We start from the raw sequence: 25,723 nt of genomic DNA, 5'->3' as shown, positions 1-25,723 counted from the left end.
CTATAACTCCTTAGATTTGTTTATTAAATTTTTAATTCTTTGTTTTACCTCATCGCTTCCTAAAATTTCAAGCACTTCAAAAATAGATGGACTTACGCTATTTCCAGTTATTGCTATCCTTAATGGCTGAGCTAAGTCTTTTAGTTTTGCTTCATTTTTTTCTAAAAATTTATTTATTAGCTCCTCGTATCCCAAAGCATCCATATCTTTATCTAAAATTTCAGAAAAACTTGCAAGTAATTTTAAACTATTTTCATTAATAAATTTTTTATAAGCTTTTTCATTATAGCTTTGTGGTTTGTTAAGGATAGAATTTGCCATCTCTTTCATTTGTAAAAGTGTGACTGAGCGTTCTTTTATACTATCTATTAGAAGTTTTGCATGTTTTACCTCATCTAGGTTAAGGTCAAATTCTTTTAGCTCATGAGATAGTCTTTCAAAGCTTGCATTTTTTATGTAGTGCTGATTTAACCATTCTAGTTTACTTTGATTAAAGCTACTTGAAGATTTTGAAAGATTATGTGGATCAAAAAGCTCTTTTAACTCTTTCATTGAAAAAATTTCATCATCACCATGGCTCCAGCCAAGTCTTACTAAGAAATTTAATAAAGCTTCACTTAAATAACCCATTTTTTTATATTCCATAACATCTGTTGCACCGTGTCTTTTGGAAAGCTTTTGCCCATCAGGTCCGTTAATCATCGCAACATGATAAAAATTTGGAGTTTTAAAACCAAGTGCCTCATACAAAATAATTTGTTTTGGTGTATTTGAAAGGTGATCATCACCTCTAATTACATCAGTTACGCCCATTAATGCATCGTCAATTACAACTGTAAAATTATATGTAGGACTTCCATCACTTCTTGCGATTATAAAATCATCTAACATATCATCAACATTAAATTTAACTTCACCTTTTACACCATCTTTAAATTGTATAGTCCCACTAATTGGAGCTTTTATACGAATTACTGGATCAATTCCTGCTGGAGGTGTTCCTTTAAAATCCCTATATCTTCCGTCATATTTTGGGCGAATTTTCATCGCTTCTTGACTTTTTCTAAGCTCATCAAGCTCGTCTTTAGTCATATAACATTTATAAGCTTTACCTTCATCTAAAAGTTTTTGTATATATTTTTTATATATGTCAAATCTATCACTTTGATAAACAAGCTCGCCATCATAGTCAAGTTTGCACCATTTAAATGCTTCTATAATCGCATTTGTAGCTTCTATCTTATTTCTCTTTAAGTCAGTATCTTCAATTCGAAGTAAAAATTTTCCATTATTTGCTCTTGCATATAAGTAGTTATAAAGTGCCGTCCTAAGCCCACCGATATGAAGATATCCAGTCGGAGAAGGAGCAAAACGAGTTACAATCATAATTTTTCCTTTTATTTCCAAATTTGTAAAATATTTCGCTATAATTTGTCAATTATAGTCTTATAAGCTTAAAATAAAGGTTTTTTTATGAAAAAAAAGTTAATTTTTTTACTTATGCTTGGCTTTAGTGTAGCCAATGCAGGTATGGTAAATTGGGTTGTTGCAAAGGTAAATAATGAACCAATTACGAATTTTGAAGTTTTTGATACAATGAAAAAAATAAAAACTTCCAATCAAGATACAGCATTACAATTTTTAATAAATGAAAAACTACAAGCCTCAGAAATTAAAAAAAGAGATATAAGAGTTGCACCTTACGAGGTTACAAATGCAATTGAAGAAATTGCTAAAAAAGAGGGAAAAACACCTGAAGAGTTTAAAAATACTCTTATAAAACAAGGAGTAAATTTCGATGAGTTTAGATCAAATTTGGCAAAAGATATACAAACTCAAAAACTTTTAGGCGGAATTTTTGCAAAAGCTGATAAAAAAATAACTCCTGAAAGTGTAAAGCAGTTTTATGAAAGCAATCCTATGCTTTTTATGAGTTTTGAATCAGTAAATGCAACTAGATTTGCCGCTAAAACAAAAAAAGAGATTGAAAATGTTATACGCGGAAAAGTGGGAGCATCTGTTTATTCTCATAAAATTACAATCCCAAAATCATCTCTTAATGAGCAAACTGCATTTGCTTTTTTAAATATGAAAAATGGTGAATTTACTCCTATTATGGACCATCCACAAGGATTTTATGAGGTTTTAAGAATTGATTCAAAAAATGGAGTTAAAAAAGTAGATTTTGAAACTGCAAAAGATCAAGTTTTTGAAATGTTTGCTAAAAATGAAAGACGAAAAACAGTTGATGATTACTTTGAAAAACTAAGAGCAAATGCCATCATAGAAGTTTTACCCCCTAAAAAATAATTCTAAAAATTTATAAAATTAACAATTTCAATATTTAAAATTTAAATTAAAGCCGAGATTAAATCGGCTTTAATTTTTAATAATATTTTGTTAGATAATTTGTATCGAATTTATTATTTGCAAAGTCAGCACTTTCCATCATATTTAAATGAAAATTTCTAGTTGTTTTGATGCCTTGAATAATAAGCTCATCCAAAGCAACTCTCATCTTAGCAATTGCTTTTTGCCTAGTGTCTGCATGAACTATAAGTTTTCCTATCATACTATCATAAAATGGTGGAACACTATATCCTTCATAAATATGACTATCAAATCTTACATTTCTACCATTTGGAGCTATAAATTTAGTTATTTTTCCAGGATTTGGCGCAAAACTTTTTGGATCTTCAGCTGCTATTCTGCACTCTATTGAATGCCCTCTAAATTCTATCTCATCTTGACTAGGAAGTTTTTCACCTTGAGCTATTCTTATCATCCACTCAACCATATCAAGACCACTTACCATTTCACTTACACAGTGTTCGACCTGAAGTCTTGTATTCATCTCTATAAAATAAAACTCTTTTGAATCTTGATCGTATAAAAACTCAAAAGTTCCAGCACCATAATAACCTATGGCCTTAGTTGCTGCGATCGCAGTTTCATGAAGTTTTTCTCTTGTTTTTTCATCTAAAATTGTAGCAGGAGTTTCTTCGATTAATTTTTGATGGCGGCGTTGCATAGAACAATCTCTTTCGCCGACATGAATTACATTTCCATGCTCATCGCCTAAAATTTGAACTTCAACATGGCGAGGATTTGTAATATACTTTTCAATATACATTGAGCCATTTCCAAAAGCACTTAATGCTTCACTTTCAGCTGCCCAAAAGTTTTTTTCTAAATCTTCACCTTTTGTAACAAGCCTCATTCCTCTTCCGCCACCACCAGCTGCTGCTTTTAAGATAACTGGGTAACCCATTTCATTTGCTAATTTTCTAGCCTCTTCAACATCTTTTAAAACGCCATCACTTCCAGGAATTACAGGAACCCCTGCTCTTTTCATAAAGCTTTTTGCCTTTGATTTATCACTCATTAATGCCATAGCTGATAAATTTGGTCCTATAAATTTAATGCCTTCTTTCTCGCAAATTTCAACAAAAGTTTGATTTTCACTTAAAAAACCATATCCTGGGAAAATAGCATCCGATTCGCTAATTTGAGCCGCTGTCATAATCGCAGGTATATTTAAATAGCTATCACTACTTCTAGCAGGCCCAATACAAATACTTGCATCAGCATATTTTACATAAAGCGCATCTTTATCCGCGGTTGAATAAACAACAACAGCTTCTTTTCCCATTTCTTGTATGGTTCTTAAAGCTCTTAATGCTATCTCACCGCGATTTGCAATAAGAATTCTTTTAATCTCCATTATAATTTCTCCACCTCGATAATTGCCATACCAAACTCAACTGGCTGACCATCGGCAACTAATATGTTTGAAATTCTACAGTCAAACTCAGCCTCTATTTCATTCATTATTTTCATAGCTTCGATTATGCCAACAACATCACCTTTTCTAACAGTTTGCCCAACCTTTACAAAAGGCGCTTCACCAGGACTTGGTGCGATATAAAAAGTTCCTACCATTGGCGAGTTTATAGTATCTTTTGAGGATTGTTGTTTGTTTTGTTCGCCATTTACAACAACATTAATTGGTGGTTGAGATACTGGAGCTGGGCATACTTCAGGTGCAGCTTCGTTTAATTCGCAAGTTTTTCTAAGCTCTATTTCAAAATCGCCCTCTTTTAATCTCATACGACCGATTCCTGTACTTTCAAAGTACTTCATAAGTTCTTTAATTTCTTCTGTTTTCATAATTTTACTCCAAATTTAAATTTAATGGTAATTCCTATTTTATCTAATTTTAGTGAAATTTAATATTAAATTTAGATAAACAATATTTTTAAGAAATTTATTTTTATAAACTCTCAAAGGCCAAAACAGCGTTTTTTATGTCATTTTCATCTGGATGTGAGGCTGCTCTTTTCCATCTAGCCTCTCTTTGGGGTGTTATTTGATGGACTGCCTTATCGCCCATTTTTGCCGCCATTTGTCTCATTTGCTCGATTACTTTTGGATCGATTGCTCCTTGGCAGCAAAAAGTTGCCTTTACATTGTTGCCTAGCTTTGTAAAATAATCAAGCGCTTTTTTCTCGCAATCTTTTGCATGATCGCCATCTGGTTCAGCACCTAGCGTAAAAAACAGCCCCATTGTCTTGTTTTTGATATTTTTTGCTACATTTTCAGCCTTTGGCACAAAAAAACCTCTATCTACATAAAATCCAAATATAACACACTCATAATTGTCCACATCAAACTCTTCATCTATGCTTTTTAAATCGGCGTTTTTGCTTTTTGCAATTGCAGTGGCAACTTTTTTTGTGTTGCCAGTTAGTGAATGGTATAAAACTAATGTTTTCATAAATTTTCTCCCTCAATCTCTTTTAAATGTTTTTGTAAAAAATACTCTTTTGTCAAATTCAAGCTCTCTTCAGCGATACTATTTCCCCAAAAAATTCCAGCTATATTAAATATCAAAAAACCCTCTTCTATTTTTAACAACTTTTCACTTTCACAGGTTTTAAAAAACTTATAAATTTCATCAAAAGTTTTCTCGTCTAAAAAACTTTTTACTCTTGCGATGTCGATTTTATCGTATTGAAACAAATTTGAAAATAGATCATACTCTTTTTGAGCAGCTGTTTTTTTCGATATCATTTTCATCTCTTGGCTCATAGAAAAAATCCCAAAATTTCCAAGCCCTCCGCCAGCTCCAACTCCAATTGGCAATATATCAACACCTTCGTGAGAAAGCTTTATATATAGATATCTATCGCGATTTTTTCGTGCAACTTTTGTATATTCTAAAAGCTCATAATTGCTATCATCAAGCATACTTTCTAAAAAGAGCTTATGAAGCTTAAAGTCAGTTTTTAAATCATAATAATTTGGATCGTTCTCTTTCAAAAAAGCCGAGCCTTCGTGAAATTGAAGTGAGTAAAAACTTGTGCTATCAATCTTTAGCTCCTTTAAAATCCTAGCATCTTCTAAAATCTCATCCTCGCTTTGGTTTGGATAGTTGTAGATGATATCAGTGCAAACAAAGCCATTAAACTCATCTTTTATCAAGCCTAGCTTCTCCAACGCTTTGCTTTTGTCGCCAACTCTATTTAGGAGTTTTCTACCCTTGTTTGAAAATGTCTGAATACCAATGCTATAGCGATTGACTCCTAGACTTTGCATTAAATTTATCTTGTTTTTATTTAGATTGTGAAGTGTTGTCTCAAAGCTAAACTCAGCCTCTTTTGCGATGTTGAAACTCTCATTAATCGCCTTTAAAACTTTCTCTAAATTTGATAAACTTAAAGTTGTCGGTGTCCCGCCACCAAAGTAAATGCTACTAAAAACTTTTTCTTTGATATAGGGAAATTTGGCATAATACTCAATATTTTTTACCAAAAAATCGCTATATTCATCAAGTTTTCCCTCCAGTTTTTTTCTATTTAAGTTACAAAACGAACAGATATTGTCGCAAAATGGGATGTGAAAATAGATAATGCCATTTTTATCCAGTGGTTTTGTATTTAAAAAATCCTCAAATTCCTTTGGATTTGCCATCGTTGGTCTTGTTAGGTTTTGTCTATGATGACCTTTAACTCGTTCTTTAAACATTTGCTACCTTTTCATTCTAAAAATATATGGCTTGGTAATATCGCAACCAATGCTATTTTTATCAATTATTTCAATCTGAAGCTCTTTTGTAAGCTCTATAGCAGCCTCTTTAAAAATTTTATCGCCAGTTGAGCTTAAAATCTTCACACTGCCGTCTTTTAAAAGTCTAAATTTCACTTCAGCCCTAAAATCTCCCCTTAGCCGCAACATTCTTGCTTTTTTAGGCAACTCATACTCTTTTTTTTCATTTACAATCTTAAATCCAACATTTTCTTTACAAAAGCCCCTGCTCTCTAAATTTGAGCTCTTTTGCAAGTTTTGAGTTGGCGGTATGCTACTTTTTTTAACCTTTTGAACCTTTTTCTCTTTTACTACTTTTGGCTCTTTTGGAGCTTCTATCTTTTTTACAACCTCTTGCGGCTCTTTTATCTCTTCTATAACTTCCTTTGGCTCCTCTATCAAAGGCTCTTTTAACTCTTCTATATCAACCTCGCTCTCTTTTATCTCATCATCTATCAAAGGACTCTCATCACTATTAGAAACAAAATCTAAACTAAGCTTGATACTAATTGGCTCATCTTTTGCATATGTGCTAATTGAGGCTGATGGCAGCGGCACAAGCAGAATGAGCGCATTAAAAAGCAAAGAGAGTAAAAAGTATCTCATTTTATAAATTCTTCATAGAGCCTTTTTATCTCATCTACCAACCTTGGGCTTCCTCTAAGCAATGATGAGGAGCTAACTATGATAATTTTATTATTTTTGGCCGCAGCTGTGTGCTTTAAGACTGGATTTTGTTTTAAAAACTCATCTACACTCAAATTGCCAACAACAACCATAAAATCAGGATCTTGCTCTATCAAAAACTCATTTGTAACAATTGGTGTTTTTCCATCAAGTTTATCTGCTAAATTTATCAAATTTAATGACTTAAAGATGTCACTTGGCAAGGTCTCTTTTCCAAATGACATTAAATTTGAAGAAGAGTAGAAAAATATAGCTTTTTTGCCCTTTAATTTAGATGTTTTAAATTTTGAAATTTGGCTTTTAAAGTTATCTATTAGCTTCTTTGCCTCATCTTCTTTTTTGCAAAACTCACCAACAATTGTGATGTTGTTGTAGATATCTTCAAGGCTGTTTGCCTGTGTATCTTTATACTCAATCTTAAATCTTTTTAAATCATCCAAAATCTCAGTTGAGTGAAAATTTGTAATGACGATATCGGGATCTAGCTCAATAATACGTTCTAAATTTGGCTTTATATATGTCCCAACGGTTGGCAAATTTTGAGTTTTTTCCTCTGGCCAAATTTTACTTTGTTGGGTTTTTGCAATGGCTGTTATTTTATCTTCGCAATTTAACAGATAAAATATCTCAACAACAGCTGGATCTAAAATAATAGCTCCTTTTGCAAAAAGCAGACTAACGCTTAAAAAACTAACACTTAAAAACTTTTTCATCTCTTCTCCTTAAACAGCAACCACAATTGGTCTATTTTCGTAATTTAATATTTCGCATTTTAAAGAATAAATCTCATCTAAAATCTCTTTTGTAAAAAGCTCATTAACGCTCCCTTCATAGGCTACTTTTCCATCTTTTAAAAGCAAGATTTTGTCGCAAAATAGTGAAGCTAAATTTAGATCGTGAAGCACAACAACACAGGCAATATTTTGCTTTTTGACAATGGCTTTACAAATCTTTAAAATATTTACAGCATAGTTTAGATCAAGTGCCGAAGTTGGTTCATCAAGAAGCAACATTTCAGGCTTTCCAACCAAAGCTCTTGCTAAAATCACTCTTTGAAACTCGCCACCACTTAACGTAAAAGCAATTCTTTTTTTGAAATTTTCCAAATTTAAAAGCTTCATTATCTCATCAACTGCCTCTAAATCTTTTTTCTCATAACCATAAAATGAGCTTTTTAGATGTGAGTATCTTCCCATTAAGATGATATCTTCAACTAAAAGTGGCATTGAGATTTGACTTTTTTGTGGAACAAAGCTCAAAATTTGGCTAAGTTCTTTTTGAGAATACTCTTTTAAACTTTTCTCCTTTAGAGTTATAATCCCACTTTTTGGCTTATAAATCTTTAAGATATTTTTCAAAAGAGTGCTTTTTCCACAGCCATTTGGTCCTAAAATTCCTATAAATTCGCCTCTTTTTGCAGTTAAATTTAGCCCTTTTAAAATCTCTTTTTTATAAAAAGAAAACTCCAAATTTTTAACTTCCATTATCTACCACCTTTTAAAGCCAAAAATAGGAAAAATGGAGCACCAAAAAGGGCGGTAATTACGCCTATTGGTATCTCTGTTGGGGCAAGCAGAGTTTTTCCAAGCATATCGCAAAATAGTAAAAAAAGCCCACCAATGACTGCTGAAAATGGAAGTATGACGGCGTTATTTGAAGTTTGAAAAAGCATTCTTATGATATGCGGGATAATAAGTCCTACAAAGCCAATCATTCCTGTAAATGAGATGCTAAAACTAACTGCAAGAGCTGAGATGATAAGCAATCTTTTTTTGATATTATCAACATCAACGCCTAAGCTTTTTGCCTCTTCGTCGCCACTTAAAAGGATATTTAACTCATATCTTTTTGAATAAAAATAGATAAAAGTAAAGATCAAAGGTGGCGTCAAAAGTACGATTTTGCTCCACGAAGCACCACCCAAATATCCCATCATCCAAGCAACTATCTTAAAACTCTCTTCTCCTATCATATAAGTTGCAAAAGAGGTAAAAGCACCCAAAAAAGATGAAAATGCAATACCAACTATCAAAAGTGTTGCGATATTTCTTGCTTTTGTGTAAATTCTAAAGATAAGTAGGGATAAAATTGCCGATGAGATAAATGCAAAAATAGCATAATAAATATCGCTCATTCTAAAAAGATAGGCTATGACAGCTCCAAAAGTTGCAGAGGCTGCAATTCCTATGATGTAGGGATCTGCTACTGGATTTAAAAAGATATTTTGCGTTACAACACCACTTGTTGCAAGCAAGATGCCTATTAAAAATGCCATTAAAATTCTTGGAAATCTAATCTCTAAAAGAATAATCTCCTTGCTTTTTGACAAATCTCCATTAAAATAGGCAAAAATATCCTTAAGTCCAATATCAGCTCCTCCTATACAAGCTGATATGATGGCAACTAAAAAGCTAATTGCCATCAATATCAAAAGATATTTTTTATGACTAGAAGTCATACTTAAACTCCGTATAATAAGTTCTGCCATCGCCTACAGAATAAATTTTATCATCTCCATTTCCAGAGACTGAGTTATAAAATTCTTTATCAAAAAGATTGTTAATTCCAGCTGTTAGACTAAAGCCTTTGTATTTAAATCTTACACCAATATCTGTTAAGCTGTATGATGAGATTTTCTCGTAGCTGCTATTTTTTTGACTACCATAAAAGGTAGTATCGCTAAAAATATTTACATTGTTAGTTAGCTCAAAATCAGCCCCAAGAGTAAATTTATATTTTGGAACATTTGGCACAACTTCGCCAACTTTTATCCACCTGTTTTTACCTGCATCTTTAACCTCTGTGTTAGTGTAGGCAAAGCTCTCTTGTAGCTTTAACTTATCAGCTATCAAGCTTTGTTCTAAACCAATCTCCAAGCCCCATTTTTCAGTCTTTCCGATGTTGTATTGCTTCCACTGCTCGCCCATACCTACCATATCGGTTGTTATCTCATCTTTGCTTTTTGTATAAAAAGCTGTTGCTTGGAAAAACTGCTCCAAAACCAAATCTCTCATACCAACTTCATAGGTTAGAAATTTCTCTGATTTGATATTGCTTGGATAATATCCCTTTACCCTATCTTTATTTTGCATTTTGTTTGCCGATGGACTAGTAAAGCCTCTTTCAAATTTAAAATATAGATTTCCTGTATCTGAATAGGCGAAACTAGGAGTTATTTCAAAAGCATGGTTGTTTTCACTCTTTTTTAAATCAAGAGTAGCCACCTTAAATGGTGTCGTAGGAAATGCAGGAAGAAGAGCCCTTTTTGTGCTAGTATATTTTGTGATTTTATAGCTTGCATGGTCAAATCTATAGCCAGTAGTTAGAGAAAAGTTATCTGTCATCTCAAATAAATTTTGTATGAAAAATGAATTTGTGATTTTTTTGGTAGAGCCTTTTGAAGTGCTTACATAACGCATTGGTGGCATTGGTGATGGCATTGGTATTATATAGTCAAAATGTCCATCATTTATGCCTTTGTTGTAAATAAAGTCATAACCAAATATTAAATTTCCACTCTCATAGTTATACTTTACCTTATTTCTAGCACCAATTTTTTTATCTTCAAAGCCAGAAACACTACCTTTTGGTTGAAACTTGGTTTTTTGGTAGAAAGGAGTTGTATTAAACTGCCAGCTGTCGTTAAATTTAATGCCATAGTCTAAATTTAAATTTGTCATTTTTATATCTGTCGTAGAGTATGAACCATCAGCTACTCTTCTGTTTTTATCAAGCTCTTTTTTACTTACTCCACCAGCTGTTGTTTGATCGCCGCTATAGTGAGAAAAATCAAGACTTAAGTTTTGGTTGTCGCCTAGTTGATAATCCAACCCAAAACTGCCATATGCACCATTGCTTTTTTCGCCATATCTATAGCCGTTGCTCTTATCTTTTAAAACACCAGCCCTTAAAAATAGCCTATCAGTTGCCATTGCACCGATATTGAACCTAGCATTTATCGAACCTCCACTTTGATATCTTGATGCTATATTGGCATAGAAATCTTGCCTTGTTTTTTTGGTAATTATATTGATAACTCCGCCTTGTGTGCCACTTCCATAAAGCACAGATCCACCACCTGGAAGAATCTCAATACGCTCAATATCATCTACATTAATAGCATCAAATGGCATAGAGGTATGAGATGAGTCAGTCATATTCATCGCCACGCCATTTATCATGATTTGGACATTGGTATTTGCCTTTTCGCCTTGACCACGCATATCGATAACATCGCCAAAGGCCTTTTTAGACATATAGACACTTGGAGTATTTTTAAACAAATCTCTTAGGCTTTTATAGCCTCTCTTTTGGATATCATCTTTTGTGATAACATTGACATTTCTTACCTCATTTGCCAAAGTGTCCTCAAAACCCGTTGTAGAGATGATACTTGTCTCAAGCCTTGTATTTGCAAAAAGCAAAGATTGCAAAACAATACCATAAACTAAAACTTTACGCATAATGCTCCTTTTTAAAATTTTTCTATATCTAAATTTAAATTTTTGATTTTATTTTCTTTTAAGATTGACATTAAATTTACTATCGCTCCATAGTCAAGTTTGTTATCAGCACTTAGATGAACTGCTTTGAATGTATTTAAATTTAGCTCACCTATCTCTTTTGATAGATCGTCTAAATTTGAGCTAAATAGGACTTTATTATCAGTTTTTATAGTGATTTTTTCATTTAAATCATAAAAAATTACAACATTTACATCGCTATTTTTATTAAAAGAGGTTTTGCTTTTTGGCAAATTTATATCCAAGCTTTCAGTTTGCTTAAAAGTGGTCGTAATCATAAAAAATATAAGCAAAATAAATATTATATCTATTAGATTTATTATGGATATGCTATAAAAATTGCGCCTTCTTACTCTTCTCATCTAAGGCCTTCAAACTTTTTTAAGAGCAAAAACTCTATCTTTTCCAAGTTTTCCATAATTGAATCATTTTTATTTATAAAATAGACGTGAAAAACCAAAGCTGGTATTGCAACCAAAAGCCCAAAAGCTGTAGTATAGAGCGCTTCAGAAATTCCGCCTGCAACCAAGGTTGGATCACCTGCAGCACTTAGCGCGCCAAAAGACTTTATCATTCCAACAATTGTGCCAAGTAGCCCAAGTTGTGGCGATGCGCTTATGCAGATACCTAAAATCCAGTTGTTTTTTTCAAGTTTTGAAATTTCATCATCAATCATAGTTTTGATTAGAAATTCATACTCGCTTTTTGATATATTTTTGTTGGTTAGATAGAAGTTAGAAGCCGCACAAACTACTTTTGCCAGTGGATTTTTATAGTTTTGATAAATTTCACCTATTTTCTCAAAAGTTTGGTTGTTTAAGTTTTTGGTGATATCTAACTTAAATTTAGAACCCAAATCCCTCAATCTCACAAAATATAAAAATAGTTTTTCTAAAACTGCAGCAAGAGATAAGACAGCAAGAAAAAAGATAGGCCACATAAAGATGCCGCCAACTTGCATATAATAAAACATATAAAACAAACCTTATTGATAAAGTATATAATAATCAAAGCTGATTATATAAATTTACGGCTTAAATTATGATAAATAAAATCATAATTATTAAAATATTTTTCGCTTTTATTTACCTATTTAACTATTTTTTTAATTATAATATCCAGTATCATCTATTTTAGACTAAAGGAGAAGACAAATGAGAAATTTAGAACAAGAGGTTAAAGCTCTATTTGAGAATAAAAATATGAGTGTTATTGAGGCGGCGATGAAGCTAAAAGTAAGTGAATATGAGGTTTTGAAATTTAGAGGAAAAGAGGAGTTTAATGAAATTTGCGGCTCAAATTTAGAGGCAATTTTGGCTGAGATTGCAACTTGGGGCGAAGTTATGTTTTGTAAAAATACACCTGAGTTTATAATCGAGTTCAAGGCTAAAATAAATCCACCCAAAAAAGCAAGAGGATATCTAAATTTCAGCGGTGCGATGGGATATCTTGGCGGACATTTAAAAGAAGATAGCGTCAAAAAGATAGGTTTTGTATCGACTAAATTTATGGGAGTTTTGGGTCATAGCGTTCATTTTTACAATGAGAAAAATGAAACTATTTTTAAGTTTTATCTAAGTAGAGACGAGAAAAGAGAGCTAAAAGAAGAGCAAGTTGAAAAGTTTTTAAGATTGAAAGATAAGTTTTAAAAACTTTGGTGGGCGTGGCACTCATTTTATTTGAAGTGCCTTTCCATCACTCATTTTGTAAATTTCATCTGCAAATTTAAAATATCTATCATCGTGACTTATAGCAAAAATACCAACTCCCTTATTTTTTAAAAATGGCAAAATTTCTTTATAAAAATACTCTCTAAACTCAGGATCTTGATCTGCACCAAACTCATCAAGCATTAAAAAATCTTTCTCCAAGGCCAAAACTTCAAGCAAAGCAAGGCGCTTTTTTTGTCCTGTTGAGAGGTTGAAGCTACTAAATTTAAAGCTATTTTTTTCCAAATTTAACTTAAATTTATCTTTAAGTTTTAGTTTCTCAAGCCAAAAGTCAATAAAACTCTCATCACAATTAAGTATCTCACCAAATAAAAAAAAGTCGCTAAAAACAACTGCTATGCTGTTTTGAAAAGCTCTTAAGTCTTCATCGCATAACCTTTTTTCATCTATCCAAATCTCGCCTCTTTGTGGAGTTAAAAGTCCGCACAATATCGAAAATAGAGTGGATTTGCCAGAGCCATTTTTACCTACTAAAAAGATGATTTTATCTTTTTTGATTGTTAAGCTTAGACCATTTAAAATCTTCTTATCCAAATAGGCAAAATCAATATCTTTTAAAAATAGCCTACTCCATTTCATCGCAGTTTGGTTGCCAAATGACTCTTTTATCTCATCAAATTTAAGCTCTTTTATCTTTTTTATGGAGATAAGTGCAACCAAAATAGAAGGTATCGATGAGACGGCCATCATAAAAGGCGCTCTTAAAAACATCATAGAAAGGCTTATGGTAGTTGCTGTTTTAAAATCTGAAACTCCCAAACCAAGCGATAAAAACATGATAAAACCAATCCCAAAAAGCATCATTACATTTAAAAAATTACTTGATAGGTTGCCATAAATTTCTGCTTTTATGTTGGCGTTTTTTTGAGAAGTTGCCTCTTGAAAAAAGGTGGCCAAAAAGTTATCTTCTCTCTTTTTACTTATGCGAAGTTCCCTAAAACCGCCTAAAAGCGTCTCATAACTTTTATATAAATCATCATCAAATTTTCTTGAAGAAGCGTAGCTACTCCTTGCTTTGCCTATAAAAATATAAGTTAAGACAAATATCAAGCCAAACCACAAAAATACGAATAAAAACATCTCTTTTGATAGATAATAAAAATAAGCTAGCGACAAAATGACCAAAACAAATCCCTGAACTGCGTCACTTAGACGCATAAAACCATTTGAAATGCTGCCAATATCTTTGGAAAGTGAGGCTAAAATTTTGGGCTTGTTTTCATCAAAAATCATCTTTGTATTTAAGACTTTGAGCACAAATTTAACCCTTAATTCATAAATAATGATATTGTTTATCTTAGTTATAACTACTCTTATAAAAAATGTTGCAATAAAAAAAAAGAGTATAAGAGCTGCAAAAAAGAGCATTATTTTTAAATTTGGCTCTGTTAAATTTAGGATGAATTTGTTGATATATGCCAAAATTGCGATATTTAGCCCACCAAAAATAAGCGAGAGAACAAAAATGATACTAAATTTATAAATGTAGTTTTTTATCAAAATTTACCCTTTTTAAAAAATTCAATGTGAAAATTTACTTAAATTTAGCGATTTTTTAAATATTTTTTTATGTTATATTCTACTGGCATATTTAAAACCACACTATTTTTTCCTTTTATTAAATCTACTGGTGGTTTTGGAAGTGGAGAAGCATCTTTAAAAATTTTCAATGCCTCATTATTTAATCTTGTAAATTTACAAGGCTTTTGTATTTTTGTTGATAAAACATTTCCGTTTTTATCAATTTCAACTTTTAAAATAACTTTCCCCTCTTCTTCATTTATAAGTGAGTTTTTAGGATATTTTTTAAATTTATTAAGATGAGCCATTACCAGTCCTTGCCAATTAGAGTTTTTACTTTTGCCACTACCAAGACTAGGTGATGATACTTTTGTGCCACTTCCTTTAACTGGAGCACTTGCGAAGCTGTCTTTTGCTACTGAGTTTACTTCGCCGCTAATATTGGAAATAGGCTTTTTTTCATCGGCTTTTTTTTGAGTTTTTTCTTTTTTTACATTTTTTTTGTGTTTTTGTTTTTGCTCTTTTGGTTTGACTATTTTTGGGGCTAAATTCTGAGCTTTTATAACTTCTACTTCGCTTGGAATTTCTAAAGCGCTTATGGAAGTTATAACTTCTACCTCATCTATTTCATCAAGTGGTGCTTTTGTTTTTATGACCTCTATCTCATCAATTTCTGGCATAGCTTCGTAGTTTTGCATAGCCTTAACGGAATCAACCGAAATTTCTCTAAGCTCACCAAGTGGAAGATCTGAAATTATCATAATTGATTCAAACTCACCTATTTCTCCACCATATCCGCCACTTAAACTTGGTTTGTAAGGTCTATGCAAAAATAAAAATAAAACCAAAAAATGAAGCATTAAAGATAAAATTACTCCAAAAATAAGGCTGTTTTTTTCTGTTTTGTTTCTCATAAATTTTTCTTAATTTTCCAATTTTGATGAAAGTGCGATTTTGGAATACCCTAGTAATTTTACTGAATTTATAACATTTATTACCGCTTCATATTCCACGCTTTTATCGACATGAAAATAAATTATTTCATCAAAATCTCCACTTGTTTTGGCAAATAAACTTTCTTTTAAATTTGATAAATTTATCACTTTGTCATCCAAAAAAAGATTTTTTTCTTTATCAATTGATAAAATTAAAGGTTTTTTATCGGCATCGTTTTGTAAATTTTCACTTCCTTTTGGAAGCTCAACCTTCACAGAGGTTGTCATAAGTGGCGTTACAACCATAAAAATTATTAGCAAAACCAACATTACATCAATAAATGGCGTTACATTTATCTCGCTTAGTTCTTTATCACTTTCAAGTCTTATCATTTTTTATCCAAAGTTCTATCGGCGATGAGATAGACAGCAGTTGCAATCTCATCAATTTCATTTGCAAATTTAGCTGTTTTTCTTATGATATAGTTATAAAAAAGCACAGCAGGAATTGCAGCAGCTAATCCAAAAGCAGTAGCAAAAAGCGCTTCTGCAATACCAGGAGCTACTACATCAAGTCCAGTATCATTAGAACCTGCGATTCCAATAAATGAATTCATTATCCCCCAAACAGTCCCGAAAAGCCCGATAAATGGAGCCGATGAGCCGATACTTGCCAAAATAGAAGTTAAATTTTTAGCATTTGTTATGATTGAGTTTATTTTAATCTCAAAATTTGTTCTAATTCTGCTTTTGGTTCCATTTAATTTTTTAGATTTTTCCATTTCAATTATTGCTTCATTTTTAAAAATTTCCATAAAACTGTTTTCTTTAAGCGTAGGTAAATCCTCTAAAAAAATAGCCTTTTTTGTATAAAACAAATCAAGTTTTAAAATCTTTTTATAACGCCAAAATTCAATTACTTTAGCAATTAACACAGACCAAGTTAAAAGTGAAAAAATCACTAAAATATAAATAACAAATTTAACAACCACATCGGCATTTTCATAAAGCCCATAAAGTGTAAAATCTACGCTTTTTATGGCTAAATTTGGAGCTTCTATACTACTTAAGCTATCATTCTCATCTATTTTTGGACTTAAATTTGACTCTACTATATTGCTCTTAGCTGTTATGTTAGCTTCAACTATTGCCTTATTTATGTCGTTTGCCTCATAACTAACATTTGTGCTGTTAGCTTCAATAACTATTTCATTATTTATCGCTATACTGCTTAAGTTACTCTCAATAGCTAAATTTGAGCCATCAATAGACTCATTTGCAAAACAAAGTCCAAAAACAATAAAAAACATAAAAAATATTTTTTTCATAAATCTCCTTAAAATTTATATTCAAAACTTCCTATAATAGTTCTGCCACGAGCTTTATTATCAAAAAGATGAATATCATTTCCATTGGCATCATAAGAAAGTTGGTTTGAGGTTCCATTAAATGCATTTAATGCATCCATATAATTTTTGTCAAATAAATTTTGTATTTCAAATTTAAAAGTTAAATTTTCTTTTGGTTTTGCAACTACATAAAGGTCATAAATCGTTGGTATTTTTGGAAGTTTTTCTGTATTAAACTCAGGAAACCAGTCATCTGGATCATTTGGATCGTGTCTATCGTCATTACTAACAGTCACTCTTTTTGCACTTCCTGTATATTTTGCAAGCATTCCAACTATCAATCTTTTGTTAAAAAGTCTAGTTCCTATATCAATTGTCGCGTAGTCTTTTGGAAGCTCTGTCATCTCGGTATATCCAGCAAATGAGTTTGGTATAACACCACTTGTTTCATTTACAATTTGATTGCTTTTTTGCTTAGAATAGCTTGCTTTTAGATAAAATTTTTGCATGTCATAACTAAGCTCTGCCTCAACTCCGCTAAATTTGGTAAGCTCGGTTTGATTTAAATGTATCATAAAAGTATCTGATGTATGGAATGATTTGTTATAGATAAAATCATCAACATTAGTCTTATAATAAAGCACTTTAAAGCCCAAAACATCATCATCTAAGAGTAAATTTTCTTTATAGCTATTAAAACCTATTTGCCAAGTTTTTGCAACTTCTGGTCTTAAAAATGGATTTACGCCATTTCCATCATTTGTTGAAAAAAACATCTCTTGGACATTTGGCGGTCTTGATGTTTTAGAGTAGCTAACAAATGGCATAAAAAGATCGTGAAGTTTAGAAGATATCATAAAAGAGTAGTTAAACTCCGTATCGCTCCTATCAACATCGGCTGCAGCCATTGGAAAGCAATGTGTGTTTGCATCACATTTTGGCTTATGCCCTTTGATATTCCATCTTTGCAAATTTAAATTTGTGCTTAATTCAAATACAGAATAATTTATTTTATTATCCAAAAATAAAGTTGTAATTTTTTGTTTTCCGCGAGGTTGAAAAGGCGTTGAGTCGATACCTGGCAAGTTTCTATCAACACTATTTTTATACTCATTTGATAGATAATTAACTCCAAATTTAGAAGCTAGGATAAAATTATCAATGTGAAATGAAAAGCTATTGTCCAAGTTTAAAGTTAAGGCTTTGTTTGTTGCGCTCAAATCTCCTTTATCGGCCATATCAGTTCTTCCAAAAAACGCAGCATCGCTTAGATATTTTTGTTTGCCTTGATTGTATGCTACTAATAAATTTAAATCGATAAGATTATTTGGATTGAAGTTATAATCAGCTTGATAGTTATCATTTATCATATCTCTACCAGCTAGTAAATTTTCATATCTTCTATAGCTTAAAATAGCTTTATTATACTCATCTGGCTTTGCCTCTATTTTAAAAAGATAGCTTTTTGGTCTTTGAGTTAGCTCGTCTGTATGGAATGGTCTTGTGCTTAGATATGGTTTATTCCATTCGTCTATTGGCTCATTTGGATCATAGTCTGGATTTGGTATTTGTTGATCTTCTATCTTTCCACCACCACCAACTTTATAGTTTTGTGATATTTTTCTACCACTATATCCAAACAAAGCTCCTATGCTTCCACCATTTTTCAACTGCGTTTTTGCAGCCACACTTCCCATATAGTTGTATCCAATCCCATTTGTACCATGAGAATATCTACCCAAAAAGCCAAAAATCTTACCATCTCTTACTAAGTCATCAACACCAATTGTACGGAAATTTGCACTTCCCATGAGTCCCCCATGACCATCACTAAATGTTCCTTTTGTAACATCAACAGCTACTAAAAAGTTTTGATCAATCATCGCCCCATAAGCTGAAGTTCCCATATTGCCATCATTTGTATGATATTTTCCATTATCGGCCGAGGTTCCAAAAAATGTCTGCGTAACTCCATCAACCATAGTATTAACCCTACCAAAACCACTCATACCACGGATATTAACTTGAACTGTGCCTTGAGTTTGATCGGTATTGGTGTAGCTTCCTGGCATGCTTCTGACGATACTATCAATACTTTGAGTGCTCTCTCCAACACCACTTCTTGAGCTAATCGCACCTGGTGTTACAAAACTTTTATCTTCGCTTTTTATCTCTTTTGCCGAAACTTCAAGCGTATCAAAATCAATTTCTTTGCTTTGCGCACTTAAGCACAGCAGAAAGCCAAATAAAAATAGACCTTTTTTACTCATTTTTTTCTCCATCTTTATAAAATTTAATCAAATAATCTTGCTCTTTTTGGTTCTTGTCATCAACCTCTTCTTGCCAATATCCAAGACCAACAGAGATCATTTTTTTATTTTTGTTAAAGTCAAGTATGTGAAGTGGAACGCCAATTGTTTTATCGGTGTGATTTCGTCCAGCTATCAAAATGGCCAAATTTGAGCTATGGACTAGTTTATCGGCCATTCTTCGGTCTTTGAATTGTTGAATTTCAACCATTTTAGAAACAGTTTCATTGTCATCATCGCTAAATCCATGAGAAATTTTTATAATGTCAAAAAGTTTATCTTTTACCTCATCAGTAGTTGAAACTACGCCATTTAGTGGAGCTGCACCCTCATAAATAGTCTTTATCTCGTCATCAGTAATATTTCCTGCAATAAATTCCATATCACTATAAAAAACGCTTTCAACGATATCTTTATAATAATTATAATCCCATCTTTTTTCCCATTTTATAGCTTTTGCAAGCTCTTTTGATTCTAAATTTAAAGCATTTTTCTTAGCAATATCGATAAATTTCTGCTTATCAACGCCTAGCATTTCAAAAACAACACTTAAATTTTTAAACTTATATAAATCGTTAATGATTTTATTTTGCACGAAATGATGATACTCATCTGTATGAGCTTCACCAAGCATGATAATGTCATTTTGCAAAAGCTCATCTATAAATTTATCATAGCCTATAGTTTGATTGTTGTCTAAATTTATCACCTCAAAAGTGTTATAGTCGGCTGGAACTTGTATGTATTTTTGGGCACAGCCAGTTAAAAAGATAAAAACAAAGATAAAAATAAAGTATTTTCCAAATTTTCTCAAAAATCCTCCTTAAAATTTATAGACAATAGAGGCTATAAAACTTCGCCCTCTTGCCTTGTTGTCAAAAAGTGTAATATTATTTTGTCCGATTTGTGATTCATTTGAGTTTAGAGTGTAGAGTGCATCCATGTAGTTTTTGTCGGTCAAATTTTGCACTTCAAATTTAACTCTTAAATTGTCATTTGACTCATAGATGGCGTATAAATCGATAATTGTTGGAATGTTTGGTAAATTCTCAGTTTTTGGCTCAGCTGAGAAATAGGGTGGATTGGCGTTAAAATCAGTTCTTGGATCTACTCTTTTTGCTCTGCCTGTATATTTTATGCTTGAGCCAAAAGTTAGCCTCTTATCAAACAATCTTGTACCAATATCAAGCGTCGCATAGCTTCTTGGAAGCTCACTAAACTGCGTTACTCCACCACCCATCCCCAAATGTCCTGCTATCTTTTGTGAGTCAGAGATTGGAAGTTTTAGAGCTTTTTGATATGAGTAGCTTAAATTTGTATAAAAATATCCCACATCATAACTTGTTTCAACTTCAAATCCTTCAAATTTGGCCTTTGCATTATCCCTTGCAAAAAATGCTCCACCAAGCACCAAATATCTATCAAAAATATAGTTATCCACATCGGTTTTATAATAAATAATTTTTAGTCCAAAAGTATCATCATCTGCCAAAAGCCCATGCATAAAAGAGTTAAATCCTACTTGAAAAGTCTTTGCGCTCTCTGGCTTTAAGTTGGTATTGATGTTTGTATCATAAGCTCCACTTGTAAAAAATTCTTGAACATTTAATGGACGAGTGGCTTTTGTGTAGCTCAAAAATGGCGAAAAAAGAGTATCTAAATTTAATGAAGCTAAAAGCGAGTAATTAAAATTTGTATCTTTCAAAGTTAAATTTCCCGCCTCTTTTGGATAGCAAAGATAGTTATCTCTTGAACACTCCCCTTTTTGTCCGCTTAGCTTAAACTTTTGTAAATTTAAATTTGCATCAAGGCTAAATTTATTATTTGTAAAATTACTACTTAAATAATAACTATAAATTTTTTGCCGACCTTCTGGGATAAGACCAAATTCCGTTGTAAAAGTCTTCCAATCCTTATCATTTGTAATTCTTTGATAGTCATTATCCAAAAAACTCATTCCAAATTTGGCTTCATAGTATAAATTATTCAAAATATTAAACTTGGCTATATTGTTGATATCAAAGCTAAAAGCCTTATTTTGCGACTCCATCATTCCCTCTTTATCTAAGACAAACCACCCAAGAGATGCACCTTTATCAAAATCTTGATCAGTTTTTTGATATGAAGTAATTAAATTTAAATTTATAAAATCATTATGTAAAAAATTATAATTTAACTGATAAGAATTGCTTGAGATTTCTCTTTTTGCTAAGTGATTATCATAACTTCTGTGCAACAAAATAACCATATTTTTTTCATCTGCAAACTCAGTTTTTAAAAGGGTATTTTTTGGATGACTAATTAGCATATCCTTATTAATTAGTTGTTTTTCGTCTCCATTACCTGTTTTATAATTTTGCTCTATTTTCTTGCCACTATACCCAAACAAAGTGCCAAATTTAAAACCATTTTTAAACTCATATTTTCCAGCAAAACTTCCCATATAGCTTGGTCCAATTTTGTTGCTCCCATATGAATATTTACCTAAAAAGCCAAAATTTTTGCCACTTCTTACAATATCATCAACGCCAATTGTCCTAAAATCCACGCTTCCTGCTGTGCCAAAATTTGCCCCACTAAATGTGCCTTTTTTAACCTCAAGTCCAGCTAGAAAATTTTGATCAATCAACGCGCCGTAAGCTGAAGTCCCGATATTTGTCGCAAAACTATGAACTCCAGCACTTTGATCGCTTGATGAGCCAAAATAGGTCTGAGTTACACCATCAATCATAGTATTTACCCTACCAAATCCAGTTTGAGAGCGAATATTTACTGAAATTCCACCATTTGCCTCATCAACTTGTGTATAAGCGCCACTTATACTTCTTATCATGCTATCAATATCTTTGGTTGATTTAGCTCCTATCTCATCGCCTTTTGTAACAATCGCACCTGGAGTTAAATAGCCATTTTTGTCATCATCTATCTTTTTAGCCAAAATTTCTAGAGTATTAAAATCTAACTCTTCAGCCCCAAAAGCGTAGCCAAATACTAAAAAAATAGTAAATAAAAGTCTAAATTTATATAAATTCATTTTCAAACCATTAAAAAATAATTTTGAGAGTTATTATAATAACTTCACCTTAAATTATACTTTTATTTTGAAAATATTTATTAATATCTATATCATTAGATTGTATATTTATATTTTGATACTTATAATCATTTGTTAAGAAAAGATTTGTTATTATTTCGAGTTTATTTTTTATTATGACTTGGAGAAATTATGTTTAAAAAATATTTAATATTTAGTATACCACTTACATTTTCATTAGTATATTGCCTTGAGAATGAGGCCGATATTTCATTTGATGATATTACAATAACTGGGCAACAACAGATTTATCATGGTAAAAGTGAGCTTAAAACCTACACAAAAGCTGGCTCTTACTCATATTTAGACCAAGCCCATATTCAAAGATTTCGCGGTAGTTCGGTTGGAGATTTTTTAAGTGGAATTCCAGGAGTTTTTGTTACAAACAAAAGAAACAGTGGCGCGATAACAGTTAATATTAGAGGCTTGCAAAATGAAAATAGAGTTCCTGTGATAATCGATGGAGCTTTTAGATCTACACCTTCTTGGCAAGGATATGCAGGATCTAGCACTAGAACTTATCTTGATCCTGATTTGCTTTCAAATGTTGAAATTCAAAAAGGCGTAAGTTTTGGAGCTGATGGTGTTGGTGCAACTGGCGGAGTTATAAGAATGAAAACTATTGGTTGGGAAGATATTATACCTGATGATAAAGACTGGGGATTTAGAATTGCAGGTGGCATGATGTCTAATACAAACAAAAAACCACCACTTTACACGCGTGGCGGATATCGTACAAAATGGGTGGATAAGTGTAAATATGAAGATGATGATGAGTGCAAGGCTTTTTTAAAAGATCATCCTCAAACATATGACACACCAGCAAGATATCAAAATGGAAATTTATTTCAAAATTTGGGAAAAAGTTGGAATGGAAGCTTGGCATTTGCAAAAAAATGGGAAAATGCAGATATGGTTTTGGGATATGCTAGAAAATATCAAGGAAACTACTTTGCGGGAAAGCATGGCTCAACACCTAAAATCGTAGGGACACAAAGCTCACAAACAGATATAGAAGATCCATCAAAATATGAAGCATACTACTCACGAAGACTGGGAAAATATACTATAGCTCCACAATCATACGAGATAATCTCTAAAAAACTTGTTTTTGATAAAAATAATTATACATATTATAGAGCTGGAGAAGAGGTCTTAAATACCTTTCAAGAAAACAAATCATATTTAGCTAAATTAAATTTATATAACGATTTTCACACATTTAACTTTGCTTATAGCAGATATGAGTCAAATTTTGGCGAGCTTATGCCATCTCAGACTAGCATTAGAAGTGATGGAGCTTTGCAAGGAGAAGGCGGTGAAGTTATAGTTGACTCTTTTAGCACAGGATATAGATATAACCCTCAAAATCCATATGTAGATCTTAAATTTAACACATTTTACACTAAAAATGACACATCGTTATTTATGCCATTTATTGAAGATTTAGTTGATTTGGATGAAAATTCTATGCGCTCTAAATTAGACGCTAGATATGCATCTTTTCTAATCTCTAAGCAACTTGGCTTTAGCTTACAAAATACAAGCACAATTGAACTAATCAACCAACCGCTAATGCTTAATTATGGAGTTTCTTATTTTTATGAAAGATTTACTCCGCCAAGCGATACAACAGATCGTCTTATAAAAAAGAATTATCCAAATATAAATAGTCCATTTGAATTTGCTAAAAAGGTTGCTAAAAAACTAAATATTGACCCAAATAAAATTATCTTACAAGACTATTCAGCTGTTGGAAAACTTTATGAAAGAGATGCAAGAAGAGATGAAATAAGTGCCTTTTTATGGGCAAAATATCCTGTTTTAGAGTGGTTGGAGGCTGATTTTGGTCTTAGATATATAAACGCAAGAATAAAAGACAACAATCCTCTAGAACAGTGTATAAATGGAACTTGCTATGTTCGTAAAAATGGCGTATTAGTCTATAGTCCAACTAAAATTTATACACCAGATATAAAAACAAATGCAATAAGCCCTGCTTTGATGCTAACTTTTAAGCCAAATGATAATATAAATTTATATATAAAATATGCAAAAGCTGTGAGAAATCCAAGCCTTTTTCAAGCCACAAAGGGTTTTGGACAGCAAAATCAAGGCGAAAAAATTATGACTTTAAAACCAGAAGAACACTTTGACTTTGAGGTTGGAGGAAACTTTTTACTTGAAAATTTAGGTGATTTTAATAATGTTTTAGGATTTAAGCTTGCATTTTATAACAACTACACAAAAAACTATTTAACTCGCTCAAACATTATTGGAAGCAGCTTCCAACAAACTACAAATATAGAAAGTGCGCTGTTTAGAGGCTTGGAGAGTTCGCTTTACTTTGACAATGGTGAATTTTATTCAAATTTAGGAGTGAATCAAATCCTACAAACAAAGTTTTGCCAAAAAGATGAAAACCTACAACCTGGTGAGCAAAAATGTTATAAAGGTGGAATTGGCGGGTCAAATTTATCAAATGCAGTCCCTCCAAAAACGACATTATATGCCAATGTTGGAACAAGACTTTTTAAAAAACAACTTGACATAGGTGCAAGATATAGCTACACAAGCAAAAGATTTGTCTCTATATGGCAACCAGCAGACACACCAATTGGAGAGACAAACAGTGCTGAATGGGACTCTTACTCTATAGTGGATATTTATGCAAATTATAATCCAAAAGAGAATTTAACAATTTCAGCAGGAGTTGATAATTTGGCAAATAAATATTATCTTGATGCCAACAATATGGGATTAACTCCAGCCCCAGGAAGAACTTTTCATCTTAGTTTCGAATATAAATTTTAAATGTTTTTTGCTATAATTAGTCTTTAAATTTGATATTTAAGGGTAGAAATGGGACTTAAAAGCGATAAATGGATAAAAGAAAAAAGCTTAAAAGATGAGATGATAAATCCATTTTGTGAAGAAAATGTTGGGCTTGGCGTAATAAGCTATGGACTTTCTAGCTATGGATATGACATAAGGGTTGCAAATGAGTTTAAGATTTTTACAAATATCGGTGGAACAGTTGTTGATCCAAAGAATTTTGATGAAAAAAATGTGGTTGATTTCGTAGGCGATATCTGCATAGTTCCGCCAAATTCATTTGCACTTGCTAGAACGGTTGAGTATTTTAAAATGCCTGAAAATGTTTTAGCAATATGCCTTGGAAAAAGTACTTATGCAAGATGTGGAATAATAGTAAATGTTACTCCATTTGAGCCTGGATTTGAAGGGCATATAACAATTGAGATATCAAACACAACTCCACTTCCTGCTAAAATTTATGCAAATGAGGGAATCGCTCAAGTGCTATTTTTAGAAGGTGATGAGCCGTGTGTTGTAAGCTATGCTGATAAAAAAGGAAAATATCAAAACCAAAAAGGAATAACTCTTCCAAGAATTTTAAAATAGATTAAAATTTTAAAAATATTTTAAATTTAAAATGAGTAAGATGGTTTGTAAAATCTGTCTTTTTT

At 32.0% G+C, this 25,723-nt stretch carries 23 protein-coding genes; 4 read left to right on the top strand and 19 right to left on the bottom strand.

Translation table 11 applies throughout. The features are described 5' to 3' along the window. Positions 1 to 1,401, bottom strand: a complete 1,401-nt coding sequence (gene gltX, locus CURT_RS01105; RefSeq protein ID WP_026320285.1) for a glutamate--tRNA ligase — start codon at positions 1,399 to 1,401, stop codon at positions 1 to 3. 72 nt (positions 1,402 to 1,473) lie between these two features. Here gltX and CURT_RS01100 point away from each other — a divergent pair, with 72 nt between their 5' ends. Then, entirely contained in the window at positions 1,474 to 2,310 is an 837-nt protein-coding gene (locus tag CURT_RS01100) for a SurA N-terminal domain-containing protein (RefSeq protein WP_018712538.1), read from the top strand. Between the two features lie 76 nt (positions 2,311 to 2,386). On the opposite strand, the gene CURT_RS01095 is transcribed toward CURT_RS01100, so the two are convergent. The 11 genes from CURT_RS01095 to CURT_RS01045 form a co-directional block, all read right to left on the bottom strand. Continuing rightward, positions 2,387 to 3,724, bottom strand: a complete 1,338-nt coding sequence (locus tag CURT_RS01095; RefSeq protein WP_016646107.1) for an acetyl-CoA carboxylase biotin carboxylase subunit — start codon at positions 3,722 to 3,724, stop codon at positions 2,387 to 2,389. After that, the gene (gene accB / locus CURT_RS01090; RefSeq protein WP_018712539.1) at positions 3,724 to 4,170 is read right to left on the bottom strand and encodes an acetyl-CoA carboxylase biotin carboxyl carrier protein; all 447 of its coding nucleotides are present in this window, start codon (positions 4,168 to 4,170) and stop codon (positions 3,724 to 3,726) included. Before accB ends, CURT_RS01095 begins: the two co-directional genes overlap by 1 nt. A gap of 103 nt (positions 4,171 to 4,273) precedes the next feature. Continuing rightward, on the bottom strand, positions 4,274 to 4,777 hold the full coding sequence (locus CURT_RS01085; RefSeq protein WP_018712540.1) for a flavodoxin family protein: 504 nt from the start codon (positions 4,775 to 4,777) through the stop codon (positions 4,274 to 4,276). Beyond that, positions 4,774 to 6,027, bottom strand: a complete 1,254-nt coding sequence (locus CURT_RS01080) for a radical SAM protein (RefSeq protein ID WP_018712541.1) — start codon at positions 6,025 to 6,027, stop codon at positions 4,774 to 4,776. Before CURT_RS01080 ends, CURT_RS01085 begins: the two co-directional genes overlap by 4 nt. A gap of 3 nt (positions 6,028 to 6,030) precedes the next feature. Further along, complete coding sequence (locus tag CURT_RS01075; RefSeq protein ID WP_018712542.1) at positions 6,031 to 6,693, bottom strand: energy transducer TonB; 663 nt, start codon at positions 6,691 to 6,693, stop codon at positions 6,031 to 6,033. Continuing rightward, positions 6,690 to 7,487, bottom strand: coding sequence for an ABC transporter substrate-binding protein (locus tag CURT_RS01070; protein WP_018712543.1), 798 nt, complete (start codon positions 7,485 to 7,487; stop codon positions 6,690 to 6,692). Before CURT_RS01070 ends, CURT_RS01075 begins: the two co-directional genes overlap by 4 nt. 9 nt (positions 7,488 to 7,496) lie before the next feature. After that, positions 7,497 to 8,258 carry an ABC transporter ATP-binding protein gene (locus tag CURT_RS01065; RefSeq protein WP_018712544.1) on the bottom strand — a complete coding sequence of 254 codons (762 nt, stop codon included), beginning with the start codon at positions 8,256 to 8,258 and terminating at the stop codon, positions 7,497 to 7,499. After that, positions 8,258 to 9,232, bottom strand: a complete 975-nt coding sequence (locus tag CURT_RS01060; protein WP_018712545.1) for a FecCD family ABC transporter permease — start codon at positions 9,230 to 9,232, stop codon at positions 8,258 to 8,260. The genes CURT_RS01065 and CURT_RS01060 overlap by 1 nt, the downstream gene beginning before the upstream one ends. Continuing rightward, the gene (locus CURT_RS01055) at positions 9,222 to 11,237 is read right to left on the bottom strand and encodes a TonB-dependent receptor (RefSeq protein ID WP_018712546.1); all 2,016 of its coding nucleotides are present in this window, start codon (positions 11,235 to 11,237) and stop codon (positions 9,222 to 9,224) included. The genes CURT_RS01060 and CURT_RS01055 overlap by 11 nt, the downstream gene beginning before the upstream one ends. Positions 11,238 to 11,248: 11 nt before the next feature. Beyond that, positions 11,249 to 11,659 (bottom strand): biopolymer transporter ExbD, encoded by a 411-nt coding sequence (locus CURT_RS01050; protein ID WP_018712547.1) that lies wholly within the window; start codon positions 11,657 to 11,659, stop codon positions 11,249 to 11,251. Continuing rightward, on the bottom strand, positions 11,656 to 12,270 hold the full coding sequence (locus tag CURT_RS01045; protein WP_018712548.1) for a MotA/TolQ/ExbB proton channel family protein: 615 nt from the start codon (positions 12,268 to 12,270) through the stop codon (positions 11,656 to 11,658). The genes CURT_RS01050 and CURT_RS01045 overlap by 4 nt, the downstream gene beginning before the upstream one ends. 181 nt (positions 12,271 to 12,451) lie before the next feature. Between CURT_RS01045 and hutX the strand changes: the two genes are divergently transcribed. Beyond that, positions 12,452 to 12,946: a heme utilization cystosolic carrier protein HutX gene (hutX, locus tag CURT_RS01040; protein ID WP_018712549.1), complete on the top strand. Its 495-nt coding sequence runs from the start codon at positions 12,452 to 12,454 to the stop codon at positions 12,944 to 12,946. A 21-nt stretch (positions 12,947 to 12,967) separates the two neighbouring features. On the opposite strand, the gene CURT_RS01035 is transcribed toward hutX, so the two are convergent. Genes CURT_RS01035 through CURT_RS01005 form a run of 7 tightly spaced genes read right to left on the bottom strand, consistent with a single transcriptional unit; the run spans position 12,968 to position 22,175 of the window. Beyond that, positions 12,968 to 14,527 (bottom strand): ATP-binding cassette domain-containing protein, encoded by a 1,560-nt coding sequence (locus CURT_RS01035; RefSeq protein WP_018712550.1) that lies wholly within the window; start codon positions 14,525 to 14,527, stop codon positions 12,968 to 12,970. Positions 14,528 to 14,571: 44 nt separating this feature from the next. After that, positions 14,572 to 15,462, bottom strand: coding sequence for an energy transducer TonB family protein (locus CURT_RS01030; protein ID WP_018712551.1), 891 nt, complete (start codon positions 15,460 to 15,462; stop codon positions 14,572 to 14,574). Between the two features lie 9 nt (positions 15,463 to 15,471). Beyond that, positions 15,472 to 15,876 (bottom strand): ExbD/TolR family protein, encoded by a 405-nt coding sequence (locus CURT_RS01025; RefSeq protein ID WP_018712552.1) that lies wholly within the window; start codon positions 15,874 to 15,876, stop codon positions 15,472 to 15,474. Then, entirely contained in the window at positions 15,873 to 16,811 is a 939-nt protein-coding gene (locus tag CURT_RS01020; protein WP_018712553.1) for a MotA/TolQ/ExbB proton channel family protein, read from the bottom strand. Before CURT_RS01020 ends, CURT_RS01025 begins: the two co-directional genes overlap by 4 nt. Before the next feature lie 8 nt (positions 16,812 to 16,819). After that, on the bottom strand, positions 16,820 to 19,102 hold the full coding sequence (locus tag CURT_RS01015; protein ID WP_018712554.1) for a TonB-dependent receptor domain-containing protein: 2,283 nt from the start codon (positions 19,100 to 19,102) through the stop codon (positions 16,820 to 16,822). Next, positions 19,095 to 19,955: a ChaN family lipoprotein gene (locus CURT_RS01010; protein ID WP_018712555.1), complete on the bottom strand. Its 861-nt coding sequence runs from the start codon at positions 19,953 to 19,955 to the stop codon at positions 19,095 to 19,097. Before CURT_RS01010 ends, CURT_RS01015 begins: the two co-directional genes overlap by 8 nt. Before the next feature lie 9 nt (positions 19,956 to 19,964). Continuing rightward, positions 19,965 to 22,175, bottom strand: coding sequence for a TonB-dependent receptor plug domain-containing protein (locus tag CURT_RS01005; RefSeq protein ID WP_018712556.1), 2,211 nt, complete (start codon positions 22,173 to 22,175; stop codon positions 19,965 to 19,967). A 192-nt stretch (positions 22,176 to 22,367) separates the two neighbouring features. Between CURT_RS01005 and CURT_RS01000 the strand changes: the two genes are divergently transcribed. Then, on the top strand, positions 22,368 to 25,049 hold the full coding sequence (locus CURT_RS01000; RefSeq protein ID WP_018712557.1) for a TonB-dependent receptor domain-containing protein: 2,682 nt from the start codon (positions 22,368 to 22,370) through the stop codon (positions 25,047 to 25,049). Between the two features lie 48 nt (positions 25,050 to 25,097). Beyond that, positions 25,098 to 25,658 carry a dCTP deaminase gene (gene dcd, locus CURT_RS00995; RefSeq protein ID WP_018712558.1) on the top strand — a complete coding sequence of 187 codons (561 nt, stop codon included), beginning with the start codon at positions 25,098 to 25,100 and terminating at the stop codon, positions 25,656 to 25,658. The last annotated feature ends 65 nt before the right edge of the window (positions 25,659 to 25,723 follow it).

It is taken from the genome of Campylobacter ureolyticus, assembly GCF_013372225.1.
GTDB classification, from domain to species: Bacteria; Campylobacterota; Campylobacteria; order Campylobacterales; family Campylobacteraceae; genus Campylobacter_B; species Campylobacter_B ureolyticus.
This window is presented reverse-complemented; position numbering and strand designations above follow the sequence as displayed.

Coding starts and splice junctions, on each gene's coding strand:
- CURT_RS01100 (WP_018712538.1), top strand. CDS start 1,474: ATGAAAAAAAAGTTAATTTTTTTACTTATGCTTGGCTTTAGTGTAGCC.
- CURT_RS01095 (WP_016646107.1), bottom strand. CDS start 3,724: ATGGAGATTAAAAGAATTCTTATTGCAAATCGCGGTGAGATAGCATTA.
- accB (WP_018712539.1), bottom strand. CDS start 4,170: ATGAAAACAGAAGAAATTAAAGAACTTATGAAGTACTTTGAAAGTACA.
- CURT_RS01085 (WP_018712540.1), bottom strand. CDS start 4,777: ATGAAAACATTAGTTTTATACCATTCACTAACTGGCAACACAAAAAAA.
- CURT_RS01080 (WP_018712541.1), bottom strand. CDS start 6,027: ATGTTTAAAGAACGAGTTAAAGGTCATCATAGACAAAACCTAACAAGA.
- CURT_RS01075 (WP_018712542.1), bottom strand. CDS start 6,693: ATGAGATACTTTTTACTCTCTTTGCTTTTTAATGCGCTCATTCTGCTT.
- CURT_RS01070 (WP_018712543.1), bottom strand. CDS start 7,487: ATGAAAAAGTTTTTAAGTGTTAGTTTTTTAAGCGTTAGTCTGCTTTTT.
- CURT_RS01065 (WP_018712544.1), bottom strand. CDS start 8,258: ATGGAAGTTAAAAATTTGGAGTTTTCTTTTTATAAAAAAGAGATTTTA.
- CURT_RS01060 (WP_018712545.1), bottom strand. CDS start 9,232: ATGACTTCTAGTCATAAAAAATATCTTTTGATATTGATGGCAATTAGC.
- CURT_RS01055 (WP_018712546.1), bottom strand. CDS start 11,237: ATGCGTAAAGTTTTAGTTTATGGTATTGTTTTGCAATCTTTGCTTTTT.
- CURT_RS01050 (WP_018712547.1), bottom strand. CDS start 11,659: ATGAGAAGAGTAAGAAGGCGCAATTTTTATAGCATATCCATAATAAAT.
- CURT_RS01045 (WP_018712548.1), bottom strand. CDS start 12,270: ATGTTTTATTATATGCAAGTTGGCGGCATCTTTATGTGGCCTATCTTT.
- hutX (WP_018712549.1), top strand. CDS start 12,452: ATGAGAAATTTAGAACAAGAGGTTAAAGCTCTATTTGAGAATAAAAAT.
- CURT_RS01030 (WP_018712551.1), bottom strand. CDS start 15,462: ATGAGAAACAAAACAGAAAAAAACAGCCTTATTTTTGGAGTAATTTTA.
- CURT_RS01025 (WP_018712552.1), bottom strand. CDS start 15,876: ATGATAAGACTTGAAAGTGATAAAGAACTAAGCGAGATAAATGTAACG.
- CURT_RS01020 (WP_018712553.1), bottom strand. CDS start 16,811: ATGAAAAAAATATTTTTTATGTTTTTTATTGTTTTTGGACTTTGTTTT.
- CURT_RS01015 (WP_018712554.1), bottom strand. CDS start 19,102: ATGAGTAAAAAAGGTCTATTTTTATTTGGCTTTCTGCTGTGCTTAAGT.
- CURT_RS01005 (WP_018712556.1), bottom strand. CDS start 22,175: ATGAATTTATATAAATTTAGACTTTTATTTACTATTTTTTTAGTATTT.
- CURT_RS01000 (WP_018712557.1), top strand. CDS start 22,368: ATGTTTAAAAAATATTTAATATTTAGTATACCACTTACATTTTCATTA.
- dcd (WP_018712558.1), top strand. CDS start 25,098: ATGGGACTTAAAAGCGATAAATGGATAAAAGAAAAAAGCTTAAAAGAT.